Source organism: Klebsiella sp. YJ, assembly GCF_002108615.1.
GTDB classification, from domain to species: domain Bacteria; phylum Pseudomonadota; class Gammaproteobacteria; order Enterobacterales; family Enterobacteriaceae; genus Klebsiella; species Klebsiella planticola.
In genome coordinates, this window is sequence record NZ_MTEG01000021.1 from 1 (window position 1) to 15954 (window position 15954).

The 15954-nt window shown below is 50.6% G+C and carries 19 protein-coding genes; 6 read left to right on the top strand and 13 right to left on the bottom strand.

What is annotated here, in order from left to right; translation table 11 throughout:
• Positions 1–215: 215 nt before the first annotated feature.
• The 12 genes from BV390_RS20490 to BV390_RS20540 form a co-directional block, all read right to left on the bottom strand.
• Complete coding sequence (locus BV390_RS20490; RefSeq protein WP_085397282.1) at positions 216–2600, bottom strand: replication endonuclease; 2385 nt, start codon at positions 2598–2600, stop codon at positions 216–218.
• A complete protein-coding gene (locus tag BV390_RS20495) occupies positions 2581–3468 on the bottom strand; it encodes a DNA adenine methylase (protein ID WP_085397283.1) in 888 nt (295 codons plus the stop codon). The genes BV390_RS20490 and BV390_RS20495 overlap by 20 nt, the downstream gene beginning before the upstream one ends.
• Positions 3465–3755, bottom strand: coding sequence for a DUF3850 domain-containing protein (locus tag BV390_RS20500; protein WP_085397284.1), 291 nt, complete (start codon positions 3753–3755; stop codon positions 3465–3467). The genes BV390_RS20495 and BV390_RS20500 overlap by 4 nt, the downstream gene beginning before the upstream one ends.
• Complete coding sequence (locus tag BV390_RS31560; RefSeq protein WP_227517242.1) at positions 3752–4279, bottom strand: hypothetical protein; 528 nt, start codon at positions 4277–4279, stop codon at positions 3752–3754. Before BV390_RS31560 ends, BV390_RS20500 begins: the two co-directional genes overlap by 4 nt.
• Positions 4276–4503 (bottom strand): TraR/DksA family transcriptional regulator, encoded by a 228-nt coding sequence (locus BV390_RS20510; RefSeq protein WP_085397285.1) that lies wholly within the window; start codon positions 4501–4503, stop codon positions 4276–4278. The genes BV390_RS31560 and BV390_RS20510 overlap by 4 nt, the downstream gene beginning before the upstream one ends.
• Positions 4503–4736, bottom strand: coding sequence for a DUF2732 family protein (locus BV390_RS20515; protein WP_085397286.1), 234 nt, complete (start codon positions 4734–4736; stop codon positions 4503–4505). The genes BV390_RS20510 and BV390_RS20515 overlap by 1 nt, the downstream gene beginning before the upstream one ends.
• Positions 4737–4837: 101 nt before the next feature.
• Positions 4838–4990, bottom strand: coding sequence for a DUF3927 family protein (locus tag BV390_RS30795; RefSeq protein ID WP_139156003.1), 153 nt, complete (start codon positions 4988–4990; stop codon positions 4838–4840).
• A complete protein-coding gene (locus BV390_RS20520) occupies positions 4987–5421 on the bottom strand; it encodes a tellurite resistance TerB family protein (RefSeq protein ID WP_085397287.1) in 435 nt (144 codons plus the stop codon). The genes BV390_RS30795 and BV390_RS20520 overlap by 4 nt, the downstream gene beginning before the upstream one ends.
• Positions 5422–5490: 69 nt before the next feature.
• Positions 5491–5832: a DUF5347 domain-containing protein gene (locus BV390_RS20525; RefSeq protein ID WP_085397288.1), complete on the bottom strand. Its 342-nt coding sequence runs from the start codon at positions 5830–5832 to the stop codon at positions 5491–5493.
• Positions 5796–5996, bottom strand: a complete 201-nt coding sequence (locus tag BV390_RS20530; RefSeq protein ID WP_085397289.1) for a phage filamentation protein Fil family protein — start codon at positions 5994–5996, stop codon at positions 5796–5798. Before BV390_RS20530 ends, BV390_RS20525 begins: the two co-directional genes overlap by 37 nt.
• Before the next feature lie 7 nt (positions 5997–6003).
• Positions 6004–6513, bottom strand: coding sequence for a phage regulatory CII family protein (locus BV390_RS20535; protein WP_085397290.1), 510 nt, complete (start codon positions 6511–6513; stop codon positions 6004–6006).
• 32 nt (positions 6514–6545) lie between these two features.
• Positions 6546–6788, bottom strand: coding sequence for a Rha family transcriptional regulator (locus BV390_RS20540; RefSeq protein WP_000102106.1), 243 nt, complete (start codon positions 6786–6788; stop codon positions 6546–6548).
• 118 nt (positions 6789–6906) lie between these two features.
• On the opposite strand from BV390_RS20540, the gene BV390_RS20545 reads away from it, so the two are divergent.
• From BV390_RS20545 to BV390_RS20560, 4 genes are read left to right on the top strand one after another with little or no spacing between them, the layout of a single operon-like run.
• Positions 6907–7539, top strand: coding sequence for a phage repressor protein CI (locus BV390_RS20545; protein WP_085397291.1), 633 nt, complete (start codon positions 6907–6909; stop codon positions 7537–7539).
• Positions 7540–7541: 2 nt separating this feature from the next.
• Positions 7542–8570 carry a site-specific integrase gene (locus tag BV390_RS20550; RefSeq protein ID WP_085397292.1) on the top strand — a complete coding sequence of 343 codons (1029 nt, stop codon included), beginning with the start codon at positions 7542–7544 and terminating at the stop codon, positions 8568–8570.
• Between the two features lie 4 nt (positions 8571–8574).
• On the top strand, positions 8575–9768 hold the full coding sequence (locus BV390_RS20555) for a hypothetical protein (RefSeq protein ID WP_085397293.1): 1194 nt from the start codon (positions 8575–8577) through the stop codon (positions 9766–9768).
• Between the two features lie 31 nt (positions 9769–9799).
• On the top strand, positions 9800–10525 hold the full coding sequence (locus tag BV390_RS20560; RefSeq protein ID WP_085397294.1) for a hypothetical protein: 726 nt from the start codon (positions 9800–9802) through the stop codon (positions 10523–10525).
• A 380-nt stretch (positions 10526–10905) separates the two neighbouring features.
• On the opposite strand, the gene BV390_RS20565 is transcribed toward BV390_RS20560, so the two are convergent.
• Entirely contained in the window at positions 10906–11259 is a 354-nt protein-coding gene (locus BV390_RS20565) for a helix-turn-helix domain-containing protein (RefSeq protein WP_032686424.1), read from the bottom strand.
• A 333-nt stretch (positions 11260–11592) separates the two neighbouring features.
• Here BV390_RS20565 and BV390_RS20570 point away from each other — a divergent pair, with 333 nt between their 5' ends.
• Positions 11593–12768, top strand: a complete 1176-nt coding sequence (locus BV390_RS20570) for an efflux RND transporter periplasmic adaptor subunit (RefSeq protein ID WP_032686423.1) — start codon at positions 11593–11595, stop codon at positions 12766–12768.
• A gap of 23 nt (positions 12769–12791) precedes the next feature.
• On the top strand, positions 12792–15944 hold the full coding sequence (oqxB, locus tag BV390_RS20575) for a multidrug efflux RND transporter permease subunit OqxB (protein ID WP_032686422.1): 3153 nt from the start codon (positions 12792–12794) through the stop codon (positions 15942–15944).
• Positions 15945–15954 lie beyond the last annotated feature (10 nt).

The window sequence follows — 15954 nt, forward strand, 5'->3', positions numbered from 1 at the left end:
ACCTCGCGGTATGCAACGCATGACTCGGGGACCTTGTGGATTGCTGGTCCTTCAATGGTCGGGGACTTTCACCCCTTGATCTCTACCGGTCACCCGGCGCACACTGTGTTTATATACAGTATAATATGGTTTTTATGTTGTAAATTACTTTTTATCATTCAATCAGATGTGTCCGAGGGGATCGGATAAGTGCAAGAAATGTTAAAACCGCGCAATCAGTACCACTGCCGCCATTTGTCATCCTCCTGCAGCCGCTGATTGCGGTAAAAAATCCGCAACCCAGCACCCGATGGAATACTGCCACCACGCAGCAGCAGATCGATCTCCTTCTCACATCCGTCAAAGCCTCTGGACTTCAACTCACATTCAAGCTGCAGGCGCTGCTGATCGTTAATTTCCTGTTTGTAACCCTTCCGCCGTTTCGGTCTAACCTGGCGCAGCCTTGCGTTTAGCTCCCGTAACTCTTTCCTGCTCATGTTCTGGAAGTCCGGCAGCGGTTCCGGCTGCTCTCCACTTGGTAAATCTGGCTCAAAATAGTTCATTTTTTCCACAGGGGGACAGTTATTGCCACGAGTCCAAGGGGCGCAAGCGCCCTGGTCGGCTGTCGCCTCCTGAACGTCAACGGCTTTACGAACCATTTTCCACTTCATCGCATGCGTGCAAATACGGCCCTCTATAATCGGGGACCAGATGCCATAAATACGGATACCGTGATCGCCATAGGTTGATGGCTCGTCGTTCAGTTCATAGGCCGTGCGGACCAGGTGATGTTTACGTGGGACCAGCACGCCGCCCTGCTTCATGATGTAGGTGGCAAAACACCCGGCATCGGCTGCAGCCAGCACCGCATCCAGACGAGGGTTATCCAGTACCGGCGCCCCGACCTTTTTATCTGCCTGCTGCCGCGCAGCCTGTCCTGCCAGCAATCTCAGCTCGCGATAAGCCTGGCGGCCCGGAATGCCGAAAAAGCGGAATTGCTGGACGCGATGAAGTGACGCCCAGGCGTTGACGTGCTCTGCGTTATCCCTCAGTGATCTGCCGGTTTCCTTGCTGATTTCGTTAGCCAGGCCGCGCCCGTCTATGTTCTTACTGATGTATTTGGCGATGTAGCTGGTAGGTGTGCCCTTGCGCGGGTTGATCAGCTCAGACTTAAAGCGCGGGCCGGTATTGTTGCCCAGCTCTTCGCGGTCCTCACGGATAGCAAATTTACGCAGCAACGCTGTGATAGCGCGGCGCTCTTTCTTACGCATGAAGCACAGCAGGTGCCAGTGTACCGTTCCATCATGATGCGGCTCAGCCACCCGGACGCCATACCAGCGCATACCGCGCTTATGCATGGCCTTACGGAAAGCGGCAAACGTATCAACCAGATAATCACTGCTTTGCCTGACCGTCGCGCTCGTCCATTTCGGGTTTGGCCTGCCGTTGTTGAGCGTTGCGTGGAAACGTGACGGGCAGGTGATGGTGTAGAACACGGCGCAGTCGCCGCGCATTTCTGCGATAAGCTCCAGCCCCTTAACGCAGGCCATCATTTCATTACGACGGTGCGCCGGATTGCTGCTGCTGGCGTTCACCACGTCTTCCATGTCCAGCGTGTCGCCCTGCTCGTTGGTCAGCTCATGCGAGCGGAAGAACTCCAGCGACTTACGGCGCTGCTCGCGTTTGTGGATAACGGCCTCATAACTGACATACGGGCTGGCTTTTTTGTTGACCAGGCACACCGCACGCAGTTGCTCCTCCCGCCACTCGCAGCGCATCTGCCACAACTTGCGATACCACCAGTCAGCGCAAAGCATACGCGCCAACGAACCCGGAATAAGCTCATACGGCACAGGGTTGCGGCGGCGTTTCTTGCGGCGTAACTTCTCAAATGCAGGGGGGATCACGTCAAGCCGCATGACCTCATCGGCCACTCGTTCCCACGCCCTGCGCATCTGGTCCGGCGTGACGTCATCGCTGACGAAAAGATCGCTACAAGCCGCATCAAGACACATGCTCATATGGGTGGCTATCAGTGTGGATAGTCGCTTTACCTGGTCCTGACTCATTTCAGGCAGAACCAGCAACCCCTCCAGCCCGTCATGACTTGCCATAAACCGAAATGAGGTCGATATCTGGCTATCCCGGACACGCACCAGACGTTCCAGGCACGGTCTGACTGTTTCACGCAGGTAGCGAGAATAGGCCTTAGGGCGGTTCAGGTTATGAAAATAATCAATGCGGTCCATCAGCGGCTTGCTGATATATGACGGTTCCGCTGACACGTCAGCCAGGATGATCAGATCAGGGTTAAATTTCTGCTGTTCGCGGGCCATCTTCGCCCTGCTGATCAGCTGGTCCTGCTCCATTTCACGCTGAACCGGATCACGGGCTTCATTGTAGAAAAAGCGCTCCCAGACCTCATCACTCATCTCCTCACGGCGCAGCTGTTCCTGCTCGTTATCGGCGGCGTAAAGAGCGATCAGGTTTGAAAGCGCAGACACCGGCGCAACTTCCGCCGGGTCCGCATACGGGTTTACTGCTTTTTTCGGGGCATTCCATGCAAAAGCAGCGGCGGCATCATCTGCGCCGCCGTAGTTTTTAACGTCGTGATGGCTCACACAAATACTCTCTTTGGAAAGTTTCGTAAGACGCACCCACGTCTGGATACGCTGCCAGAGCAATCCCGGACCAGATCAGAGGTTGAGAAACAGCGATAATTTCAGTTGCAGACTTACCATCACCACCGGCCACGCCCATACTGCGTTTTGCGTTAATACGGTGGCGGGTAAAATTATGGTAAATCGCGTTCGTCAGCTCGGTTTCACTGTTCGACACAACAACCTGACGGCCTGCTGCTGCCAGCACATCAAGAGTCGTCGCCAGGCGACGTTGCTCAATTTCATTGAAACCATCAGTGTGATAATCGGTAAATGTCCCGTCATAAGGTGGGTCGCAATAAATCACATCACCTGCTTTGACCATCGCTAAAGTTTCCTCATAGCTGGCACAAATGAAGGTGGCGCGTTTGGCTTTTTCAGCAAACGCTCTTATTTCAGATTCAGGAAAATACGGTTTTTTATAATTGCCGTATGGGACGTTAAATACACCTTTCTTGTTATAACGACAAAGGCCACGATAACCGTGGCGATTAAGATAAAGGAAAAATACAGCTTTCCAGAAATCAGTAGTTTCAGCGGAATGATTAAAATCCTGACGGATATTGTAATAAGAGATTTCGCTATTGGTGCCGGCAAATAACCCTTTGGCGTTAGTAATAAATTTCTCGCAGTTAAATGCAATCTGCTTATAAAGATTAATCAAGTCCGAATTAATATCAGCGACAAGATAATGAGGATACTCTGTCGCCATCATCACAGCACAGGAACCCGCGAAAGGTTCAACCAGTCGCGGGCCTGCAGGAAGGTGCTTTTTCAGCTCATGCATGACGGCGGTTTTATTGCCCGCCCATTTCAGGATGGTGCTCATTGAACACCCCCTAAAACTGCATCCATAAACGGCTGAATATCATTATCCTCAATATGAGAAACAGACATCAGCACCCAATTTCCGCCAATAAAGAGGCCAAGCGGGCATATATGCGTAACCTTTACTACCAGCTTGTCTCCTGTATATTCCCCCTCCCACTCACGCAGCAGCAGAAAGTCACCACATTTAAAATTGCGGTCGTTTTTTCTCACTTCTGCTTTTTTCTCGCCGTTTGCTACAGCATTAAAAAACAGCGGACCAATCTTTAAGCTGTGAATTACGCTCATGCTACACCACCTTTCAGCATAGCGGCACGGCAGGCGCTCTCTGTCCATTCCAGATACTGCCTAACAGCAGCATCATCAGCAGAGGCACAATCGACAAGATTGTCCACCAATTCGTGGGCCAGTTTTTTGAAATCCGGCACTTCCAGTGCAGGTTTCGGATCGATATAAAGTGCCAATGTCTTCCCTGGCTTAGGCTCTGTGGTCATGGCCGCAAAACGCGTTTCGCCTCTTAATAGGCGCTTTGCTGCCTCGCCATCAACGAAAAACATCGGCTCGCTGTCCATTACGGCCTTGAGGCGTTCCTGCAGCTCGTCTATCTCATCCAGCAGATCAGTGATAATGTCCATTTCCCTATGGCCGATTTCGCGCTTAAACGCCGCCGTAGCTTCATCGCAATCCTGTTCTGCGTTCGGACTATCGAGGTTTCCTTGATACCACGACAATGTTGATTGATAGTCTTGGGCAGCCTGGCGCAGACGCGCGCGCTTGTCTGTTGAGTGCTTGGTTGGTTTTCTGGCGGTCATACCGCACCTCCGTTGTAGTGTTTGCCTTTCAGCTCTGCGATTTCCTGACAGGTGACGCAGCACTGCACGCCCGGAATGGCGCGGCGGCGAGCTGGCGGGATTGGCGCGTTACATTCGACGCATAAGACGCGGGAAACGCCCGGCTGTCTGGCACGGGCGATGTGGATGTGGCGCTGGCGTTCTTCTTCAACGCGCTGCTGTACGAGGTCCATAGAATCAGCCATCAGTGGATCTCCTGCGCTTCGTTCTGGATTTTCACGGCCTCTTCGCGCAGCAGCTCCGCCGCTTCCGCATGGGTCAGCTGACGGGAGGAGATGCGGGCTGCCAGGGTATCCAGACGGGCTGCAAACACATCAGCGCGGCCCCGACGCTCTTCCTTGCGTGCTTCGGTTAGCAGCAGATTAAGGCCAGCATCGTCTGGGCCAATTTTGGTGTTACAGGTTTCAATATTTCGCATAGTGCTTCTCCTGAATTTGGGCAAAAAAATGCCCGGCGGGTTTACGCCTAAAATTTGGGTTGTATTACTCAGAGGTAGTCCGCACAGCGCGGGCTATATATTCACGGCTTCTTTATCATCGGAATTATCAGCGCGATAACACCGACAACCAGAACGCCATCAGCCAGGACAGACATTGCCCGGCTGGTAAAGTCCACCGCCACCACCAGAAACAAAAGCACAGCGGCGGCGGCCCAGCGAAATTTACTTATCACAGATGGTTTTCCAGACGCAGCCCCAGAACGGCGGCGATCTCTTCCAGCACCTTGCGCTCTTCCGGCTCTACTTCGCCGTCGGCTTCCGCGATGGCCACGGCCACATCCATCACATCTTCGGCTTCGCGGGTATCGTGCTTAACATCTTCGATTTCGCGCAGCGCCGCACGGCGACCAATTTTAAAGTTGGTATCCAGCTGCCCGATGATCGTTGCGCTGATAGCGTTAATCTCCGAGGTAAACGCCGCCAGCGCAGGCTGAGTGCGCAGCACCTGCTCAATCTTTGCCTTTTCTGACGCTTCGCACTCGCCGTCAGCGTAGGCAACCAGATACGCAGCATTTACCACCGCCTGCGCCAAATCGCGCCTTTCAAACTTTTTAACTTCCGCTGCTGCTTTACGTGCTTTTTTAGCAAATCCAAAAAATCCCATTTTTATATCCTCAGTTGTTAATGATGGTATTTACAACGCCAGCCATAACAGACGTTAGGCAGGCGTTTATTAATTCGGCATGGTTAGCCGTTTTGGAAATAAGCTCACCACTGCACGGAAATGGTTCATTGCCTTAATCAGCTCCCGCTTTTCGTCAGTCGTCAGCTCACTCACTTTGACGCTATGACGTTCCGCCGGAATCTTTGCCATAAAGAAAATTGCGGCTAATGCCCGCTCATTCTGTCTATGGTTAATATCCCGTTGGTTTCGCATATCGCTAATAAACCTCTCCAGCTCAGGCTCAATATTTAAGCCAAACACTTTCGCTCTTAATTCCGTTATGTGGTTCAGCCCGTCAAGGCGATGCCCAGGGCTTAGCGGAACAGTCGCAGAATCGCCTTCGATAGCCATGGTTTCCCCTGTTTGGTGGTGGACAGGTCAGCCAGCAGCGCATCCTGAGAGCGGAACGGGTGCCAGCGCTTGCCATCGGTCCCCATGATCCAGCCGTGCCCGAAATGTGGAGACGGACTTTGCTTAACAAGAAGCGATGCCATTGATGGTTGGTTGGTCAACATAGGCACCTCAGATCAGACCGAACGACGCGCCGAGGCCCGTCACGGTATCAACTGCGCTTGTCATTGCCGGACTGGTCTGCAGACGTGCCTGCAGCGTCACAGCGGTTAATGCCATCAGGCGGGTGACTGAGTTAATACTGTCAACAATCTGGCGGCGGCCGGCAGAGGTATGCACCTCACCAGAAACAGCACCGGCAGCTACGCGGCCGATTTCTGCTGTGGCCTTCAGTACGTAATCCGGCATTTTCTCCCGGGCGACTTCGTTTAGCGGTACGCATGGCAGGCAGTGGATTTGCGCAAGGAAGCCATCAACCAGTACGGAATCCTCAGTCAGATCGGTAAGCATCCAGATTTCCGGCGCGGTCAGTTGGTGCGGCTGGTCCGGGTTCAGCTTATTGCGCAGAGTCTGGACATTCATACCTGTGCGGGCAGCCAGCTGTGCCATATTGTGGCGCAGCGCGAAAGCCCTGCAGGCTTCGTCAAAGTGTGGATGTTTGGAAATCTTATAATCAAACATGTAAGCCCCTTAGAAAGTTCCCATAATTGAACTTACTGACCAACAATGACGCGGAAGTTGGAATGACCAAGGGATTCACGGACCTGATCTGTTTTGTACATCAGGTAGCGCAGACTGACGCGGCCTTTGTTTTTTTCCTTCTTCACCATGTATTTAGCAAGCTGACCATGGTGGATTTTTTGGTAAACAGAACCACGGGAAATTCCTTCCCATTCAGCGAACTCAGCAGGTGTAGCCATCTCCTTTGGTACACGAATTGAAATATCTGTGCTCATAGTGCAGTATCCTTAGGTTTAAATTTGTTTTATCTCGTTTTAGATCACTTTTTGAGATCACACCACAAGACAATCGCGATACTACGATCACTTAAAGTGGTCGTCAATGGAGTATTTGATGATCAATATCCAGGCAGGTCCCAATACGGGAGGTCGAGAAGCGATCGAAAGATTGCTAAAGGCATATGGATTCAGCACCAAACAAGCACTAGCTGACCATTTGAAAATCTCTAAAAGCACCATGGCAAACAGAAACTTACGAGACAGCTTCCCTGCTGAGTGGGTCATCCAGTGTGCACTTGAAACAGGGGTTTCTCTTCTATGGCTAGCGACAGGCCAAGGTGAAATGTTCACTTCAGAAGACCGAAAAAAAAATCCCGTAAACGAGTCAAATATCACACTGCGACCACTTTCCAAAATCGTTGCACCAAGCATTAAACAAGTCGAATTGAAGAACGGAGAGTTGAATAACGAAGGGGAAGTTTTGCTTGATAGCAGCTTACTGGACAGTGAGTCCGGCAATTCGTTGTTTATAAAAACGTCTACTGACTGCTTTGTAGTGGATACATCTGTCAAACAGGTTAGCAATGGTTACTGGCTTGTCGATATTGATGGGGTGAAGAGCATCGTCAAGATTGCCCGAATACCAGGCAACAGAATTGTTGTTCACCAGGACGACTCATCCTATGAGTGTTCTGTTGATGATGTGGAAGTTGTCGGGCGAGCCATTAAAGTAATCAAGAGTATTTAGCCATGACCATCAGGAAACAGCCTAACGGAAAATGGTTGTGTGAATGCTACCCTAACGGGCGCGACGGCAAACGCGTGCGCAAGCAATTTGCGACGAAAGGCGAGGCCATAGCATTCGAAAACTTCACCATGGATGAAGTAAACAAAAAGCCGTGGCTGGGGGAAAAGGAAGATCGGCGACGTTTGTCAGAACTGATTGATCAGTGGCACTCCCTTTACGGCCAGACGCTCGCAGACCCTAAACGCCTGATGGCAAAACTGAATATTATTTGTAATGGCCTAGGTGATCCCATCGCCTCAGAACTTACCGCCGGTGACTTCACGAAATACCGCGAAGCGCGGCTAAAAGGTGAAGTGCGAAATGAAGATGGCGCGTTTATGTCACCTGTTAAGCCCCGAACGGTAAACCTTGAGCAACGTAACCTCTCATCAGTTTTTGGCACGCTGAAAAAGCTGGGTCACTGGTCAGCCCCTAATCCGCTTGCTGGGTTGCCAACTTTCAAAATCGCAGAGGGCGAACTGGCGTTCCTGGCCCCAGATGAAATTAAGCGCCTGCTGGATGCCTGCGCAGATTCTCAAAGCCACAGCCTCCTGACGATTGCAAAAATCTGCCTGGCAACGGGAGCACGCTGGAGTGAAGCCGAAAACCTACAGGGTCATCAGTTATCGAAATACCGCATCACCTACACAAAGACCAAAGGTAAGAAAAACCGGACCGTGCCGATATCTCAGGAACTGTATGATGAACTCCCCAAAAACAGAGGGAAGCTATTCACCCCATGTAGAAAAGCCTTTGAGCGGGCAGTGAAGCGAGCCGGTATTGATTTGCCAGAGGGCCAGTGTACTCACGTTCTGCGCCATACATTCGCCAGCCATTTTATGATGAACGGCGGAAACATACTGGTTTTAAGGGATATATTAGGACATTCAGATATCAAGATGACCATGGTTTATGCTCACTTTGCACCAGAACATTTAGAAGATGCCATTACTAAAAATCCGCTACACTCATTAAAACTCAATGGATTATGACACTATGAATACAGAAAGTTTAGCCGAAGAACTTGATGAACTTTTTACAAAAATAAATAGCACCCCACAACTTAAACTACCATTCAAAGTCAAATCAGACATCATCAATGATTATAAAGAAAAATGTGAAATTTACTTTAACATACTTCATGATTACATAGATGAACACGAGGATAGGTTATCCATTAGATTAAAAAACAGAATCAACAGAATTACTACAATTTATTATGGAATTGTCGCTGCATTATCTGACTTTTTGTCAGGCGATATAAAATCGGCTTATGACAACTTTGATTCTACTTTTTCAGAAAGAAACATTGTAAAGTATATACAAGCAATCTCCACCCCGCTAAATAATCTATGTAACGCAGACAAACCACTTTTTCGTGTACGAAAATCACATAGTGCAATTAGCGAAAGAAAGGATATATTTCACATCCCATTTTCCATGCGCCACCTTGTAAACGCTCAGAGGTACTCTGTAGCTGGACTACCTTGTTTATATTTGGGTTCATCTCTTTATGTATGCTGGTTAGAAATGGATAAGCCTGATTTCGACAAGCTTTATATATCATCATTCTCTTCAAATGATTCTGAGTCTAAAATCTTGAACTTCACAGCCGATATAATATATTCAAAATACAACAACATCCAACGAAAAAATATTTTATCTGTCTATGAAAAACTAGCTTACATTTGTCTTATGCCATTGATTTATGCATGTAATTATGTAAAGAAAAATAATAGCGTGTCATTTACCCAAGAGTACATCATCCCAAACTTATTAATGCAATGGATTAGCCGCAGAAGTAAATCAAACATCGTAGGAATTGCTTATCGCTCTACAAAAATGGTTAAAACTTCACACAGTGATAAATCAATAAATGTTGTACTCCCTCCCAAAGTCAGTTATGCACAAACTATTCAAATGGATTTTTGCCCTAACTTATTGAAAATGTTCGATCTTACCCCGCCTGTATCTTGGCAGGTTTTGAAAACCCTAGATTATACGGTTGATATGGACGGATATTCTGAAGTACTTTCAGCTACTCGATATTTAAAACGAAAGGAACGCCTTTCTGGTATACAAAACTTTGACGATGATATAGTCAATCTCTATCCATTGACAGATTTTTATAAACTGGAAAAATGTATAGATAACCTCCTTGAATATGACTCAATAATTGATAAAAAATAATCCATATTAAATAACCGCTAAGGTAAAGAAAATGCAGAAGAATAAAAAAGAAATACTTTCTATAAACAAATATCTACTTTCCATTGTTTTCTCATTACTCACACTTGCAACCTTTTTATTTCTTTATATTATTATAAAATCGTTATCTTTAGCGCCTAGCTTCACCGGAACTGCCAGTGATATAATAATTGCATTAAGCAATATAGTTATAGCCACCTGTGCCATTTTAGCTCTCAAAAACATACGTAAATTTTTCAAGGAAAAAATGTATGAGAATGCACTCGGTAAAATAGACAGATCTTTAATAAATCTTGAAGAATGTTTTGAGCATCTTTCTTCTATATCATTAAATTTTAAGCTAATCAGTATTTACATGGAAAATGGCAATAATAAAATAGATGATTTTTTCAAAAAACAAGTCTCTGACTCTAACGACTATGTATTGAAAGCATTAAATTCCATCCATCAAGCCAAATCAGGAGTTCAGTCTTTAAAAAGGTGGGATATAACCTTTGAGTCTCCTCAAGGATTAAGGCTGGAGAAACTTTTATGCAATACATTTGAATTATGTATTTACTCATCTAAAATCCCTTTTTCAATTGCAAATAAATTAAAAGGGAATCAGGAAACAATAATAAAAGAGAACTTTAGTGAACTTTACGAAAAATTCATAAATGATTACCATGAATTAGATAAAGAAAATGATTCTCTAAAAATGTACTCAATTCTTGAACTCTTTAAAATAAAAAATAAATAATTATATTTTGTAAAAGTATAATGCGCCTCATTAAAATAATAAATTACAACACCACTAAGAACACAAGATTTTATTATGTCTTAGGAGTGGCGGCAAAATGGCGGCATATCATTAAAAATGTATAAAACAGATAAACACCCGATAACACTAATACACTGTTTTTAAAAGCAAATGGTTGTTATTACTATAGTAAAAATGGTATGTAGGAATTTCGGACGCGGGTTCAACTCCCGCCAGCTCCACCAAAATTCTCCATCGGTGATTACCAGAGTCATCCGATGAAGTCCTGAAAGCCCGCACGGCGCAAGCCCTGCGGGCTTTTTTGTGCCCTTGATTCGTCCCGTTAAACCTGAACCTCCTGATTAAATCCCGCCCCACCCTCAGCCTGGACGCTGGCACGATGGCGCCGTTCCCATGCTGCGGCGCCAGACCCCCGGCGCCTGGCCATACTGGCGCTTGAAGCTGCGATTGAAGGATTGCTGGGAGTCAAAGCCCAGCGCGATAGCCACGTTCAGGATCGGCTCGTCGCTGCGGGTTAAGCGCTCAAGCGATTTTTGCAGCTTCCGGGCGCGGATGTATTCGCCGATGGGATGACCGGTATGCTCTTTGAAGATCCGCTGAAGATGCCATTTTGAATAGCCTGCCCGCCTGGAGACCGTATCAATATCGAGGCGGCTTTCAAGGTTATTATCAATCCAGTCAAGTAAATCATGTATAAAAGCGCCAGTGTTCATGCCGGGTTCCCCTGGGCTGTTAATAAAAGTATCTTTATCTAATACATTTAAAAGTGACCTGCTTTTGCATAAATTGCAAGTTTTATTGTTACATTAAAATCCCTGCCTGAAATGTGCCTTTCCCGCGCAACGGAAACAGCACATAAAGTGCAACAATTATTCTTGCACTTAGTTAAGCGCCTTCCTACAATCGCCGCGATAGTGTATTCGCAACTGTTACAGTTTTGTGGCGATGAACGACACAAATGGCCTTAAGCCTGTCCGGACATAGGAAGTCGCGCCGCGTCCTTCGCTGCGTCTTGCCCGGCGGCAACAATTACCGGAATAAAAATAATGAGCCTGCAAAAAACCTGGGTTAACTTTTATCTGCGCGGACTGGGGAGCGCAGTCATCGCCATGCTACTTGCCAGCTGCGATAACAGCGCTGCGCAAAACGCCGCTCCGCAAGCCCCTGCCGTCAGCGCCGCTGACGTGGTGGTGAAATCCATTAGCCAGTGGGACAGCTTTAACGGCCGAATTGAAGCGGTAGAAAGCGTTCAGCTCCGTCCACGCGTCTCCGGCTACATTGAAAAAGTGAACTACACCGACGGCCAGGAAGTGAAAAAGGGCGAGGTGCTATTCACTATCGATGACAGAACCTATCGCGCCGCCCTCGAGCAGGCGCAGGCAACGCTGGCAAGAGCCAAAACACAGGCCAGCCTGGCGCGCAGCGAGGCCAGTCGTACCGACAAATTAATCAACACCAACGTGGTATCCCGTGAGGAGTGGGAGCAGCGCCGTTCGGCCGCTACCCAGGCGCAGGCCGACATCCAGGCCGCACAGGCAGCCGTTGATGCCGCTCAGCTTAACCTTGATTTCACCAAAGTGACCGCCCCTATCGATGGCCGCGCCAGCCGCGCGCTGATCACCAGCGGTAACCTCGTAACCGCTGGTGACAGCGCCAGCGTGCTGACGACAGTGGTCTCGCAGAAGACGGTCTACGTCTATTTTGATGTCGACGAATCAACCTACCTTCACTATCAAAACCTCGCCCGCAGTGGCCAGGGGGCTGCCAGCAATCACCTTGCGCTCCCGGTTGAGATTGGTCTTGTCGGAGAGGACGGCTACCCCCATCAGGGGAAAGTGGATTTCCTCGATAATCAGCTAACCCCGAGCACCGGCACTATCCGGATGCGCGCGCTGCTGGATAACACCCAGCGTCAGTTCATACCGGGCCTGTTTGCCCGCGTGCGCCTGCCGGGCAGCGCTGAATTCCAGGCCACGCTGATCGACGACAAAGCGGTCCTGACCGATCAGGATCGGAAATACGTCTATATCGTTGATAAAGATGGTAAAGCGCAGCGCCGTGATATCAAGCCGGGTCGCCTGGCCGCCGGTTTACGCATCGTCCAGCAGGGGCTGAATCCTGGCGATAAAGTCATCGTCGAGGGTTTGCAAAAAGTGTTTATGCCCGGGATGCCGGTTAACGCGAAAACCGTGGCGATGACCACCAGCACCGCCCTCAACTGATCCCTTACCAGAGAATCCGACGCATGGACTTTTCCCGCTTTTTTATCGACAGGCCGATTTTTGCCGCGGTGCTGTCGATTTTGATTTTTATTACCGGGCTCATCGCCATCCCGCTGCTACCGGTCAGCGAATACCCTGACGTCGTACCGCCGAGTGTGCAGGTACGCGCGGAGTATCCGGGCGCCAACCCGAAAGTGATCGCCGAGACCGTGGCGACGCCGCTGGAAGAAGCGATCAACGGCGTCGAAAACATGATGTACATGAAGTCCGTCGCCGGCTCCGACGGCGTACTGGTCACCACCGTCACCTTCCGCCCGGGCACCGATCCGGATCAGGCGCAGGTTCAGGTACAAAACCGGGTATCGCAGGCCGAAGCGCGTCTGCCGGAAGACGTACGCCGTCTGGGGATTACCACCCAGAAACAGTCACCGACGCTCACCCTGGTGGTGCATCTGTTTTCGCCCAACGGTAAATACGATTCGCTGTATATGCGTAACTACGCCACCTTAAAAGTGAAGGACGAACTGGCGCGCCTGCCCGGCGTCGGCCAAATCCAGATTTTTGGTGCCGGCGAATACGCCATGCGAATCTGGCTGGATCCGAATAAGGTGGCCGCACGTGGGTTGACCGCCTCCGATGTGGTGACGGCGATGCAGGAGCAAAACGTGCAGGTGTCCGCCGGGCAGCTTGGCGCCGAGCCATTGCCGAAAGAGAGCGACTTCCTGATCTCGATTAACGCCCAGGGTCGTCTGCACACGGAGGAAGAGTTCGGTAATATCATTCTCAAAACGGCCCAGGATGGTTCGCTGGTACGCCTACGCGACGTTGCACGCATCGAAATGGGGTCGGGCAGCTATGCGCTACGTTCCCAGCTTAACAATAAAGATGCGGTCGGGATCGGTATCTTCCAGTCGCCGGGGGCCAACGCCATTGATTTGTCGAATGCGGTACGCGCCAAAATGGACGAACTGTCCACGCGTTTCCCGGAAGATATGAAGTGGGCCGCCCCTTACGACCCCACCGTTTTTGTGCGCGACTCCATTCGTGCGGTGGTGCAAACCCTGCTCGAAGCGGTGGTGCTGGTGGTACTGGTGGTGATCCTGTTCCTGCAAACCTGGCGCGCATCGATTATTCCATTGATTGCCGTACCGGTCTCGGTGGTGGGGACGTTCGGTATTCTCTATCTGCTTGGCTTCTCGCTTAATACCCTGAGCCTGTTCGGTCTGGTTCTCGCCATTGGGATCGTGGTGGACGACGCGATTGTGGTGGTGGAAAACGTCGAGCGCAATATCGAAGAGGGGCTCGCCCCTCTGCAGGCGGCGCACCAGGCGATGCGTGAAGTTTCCGGGCCGATTATCGCCATCGCCCTGGTGCTGTGCGCGGTGTTCGTGCCGATGGCCTTCCTCTCTGGTGTAACCGGGCAGTTCTATAAACAGTTTGCGGTGACGATCGCGATTTCGACGGTGATCTCGGCCATCAACTCGCTGACTCTCTCCCCGGCGCTGGCGGCCCTGCTACTGAAGCCGCACGGCGCGCCGAGAGACCTCCCAACCCGGCTTATCGATCGCCTGTTCGGCTGGCTGTTCCGCCCGTTTAACCGCTTTTTCCATCGTAGCTCACATGGTTACCAGGGGCTGGTTGGCAAAACGCTCGGACGACGTGGCGCCGTGTTTATTGTTTACCTGCTGCTGCTCGGCGCCGCCGGCGTGATGTTTAAAGCCGTGCCGGGCGGGTTTATTCCCACCCAGGACAAGCTCTACCTGATTGGCGGCGTGAAAATGCCGGAAGGTTCTTCGCTGGCCCGCACCGACGCGGTCATCCGTAAAATGAGCGAAATCGGGATGAACACGGAAGGCGTGGATTATGCGGTGGCGTTTCCAGGGCTTAACGCGCTGCAATTCACCAATACGCCGAACACCGGCACGGTATTTTTTGGCCTGAAGCCATTCGATCAGCGTAAACATTCTGCGGCGGAAATTAACGCCGAGATCAATGCCAAAATCGCGCAAATCCAGGAAGGCTTTGGCTTCTCAATCCTGCCGCCGCCGATTCTCGGCCTCGGCCAGGGTTCCGGTTACTCGCTGTATATTCAGGATCGAGGGGGCTTAGGTTACGGCGCGCTACAAACGGCGGTGAATACTCTGTCCGGGGCAATCATGCAAACGCCGGGAATGCACTTCCCTATCTCAACCTACCAGGCAAACGTACCGCAGCTGGATGTGCAGGTCGATCGCGACAAGGCGAAAGCGCAGGGGGTATCGCTGACCGATCTGTTCGGTACGCTGCAAACCTACCTGGGATCATCTTATGTGAACGACTTTAACCAGTTCGGCCGAACCTGGCGCGTCATGGCGCAGGCCGACGGGCCATTCCGCGACAGCGTGGAGGATATTGCTAATCTGCGCACCCGCAATAACCAGGGTGAAATGGTGCCGATCGGCAGTATGGTTAACATCAGCACCACCTACGGGCCAGATCCGGTGATCCGCTACAACGGTTATCCGGCGGCGGATCTGATCGGCGACGCCGATCCTCGGGTGCTCTCTTCCGCTCAGGCGATGACCAAACTGGCCGCGATGTCCGGCCAGCTGCTGCCGAATGGTATGAACATCGAATGGACGGATCTCAGCTTCCAGCAGGCCACCCAGGGCAACACGGCGCTGATTGTCTTCCCGGTGGCGGTACTTCTGGCGTTCCTGGTGCTGGCGGCGCTGTATGAAAGCTGGACGCTGCCGCTGGCGGTGATCCTCATCGTTCCGATGACTCTGCTCTCCGCCCTGTTCGGCGTCTGGCTCACCGGCGGCGATAATAACGTCTTCGTGCAGGTTGGACTGGTGGTGTTAATGGGGCTGGCTTGTAAAAATGCGATCCTGATCGTTGAGTTTGCTCGCGAGCTGGAAATTCAGGGGAAAGGGATCATGGAAGCAGCGCTGGAAGCCTGTCGCCTGCGTCTGCGTCCGATCGTGATGACCTCCATCGCCTTTATTGCCGGGACGATACCGCTGATCCTCGGCCACGGAGCGGGTGCGGAAGTGCGCGGCGTCACCGGGATTACGGTGTTCTCCGGGATGCTCGGGGTGACGCTGTTTGGTCTGTTCCTGACGCCGGTGTTCTACGTCACGCTGCGTAAGCTGGTCACGCGCGGTAAACCGACGCTGGAAACGCTGCCTGAATAGGTGACAACAA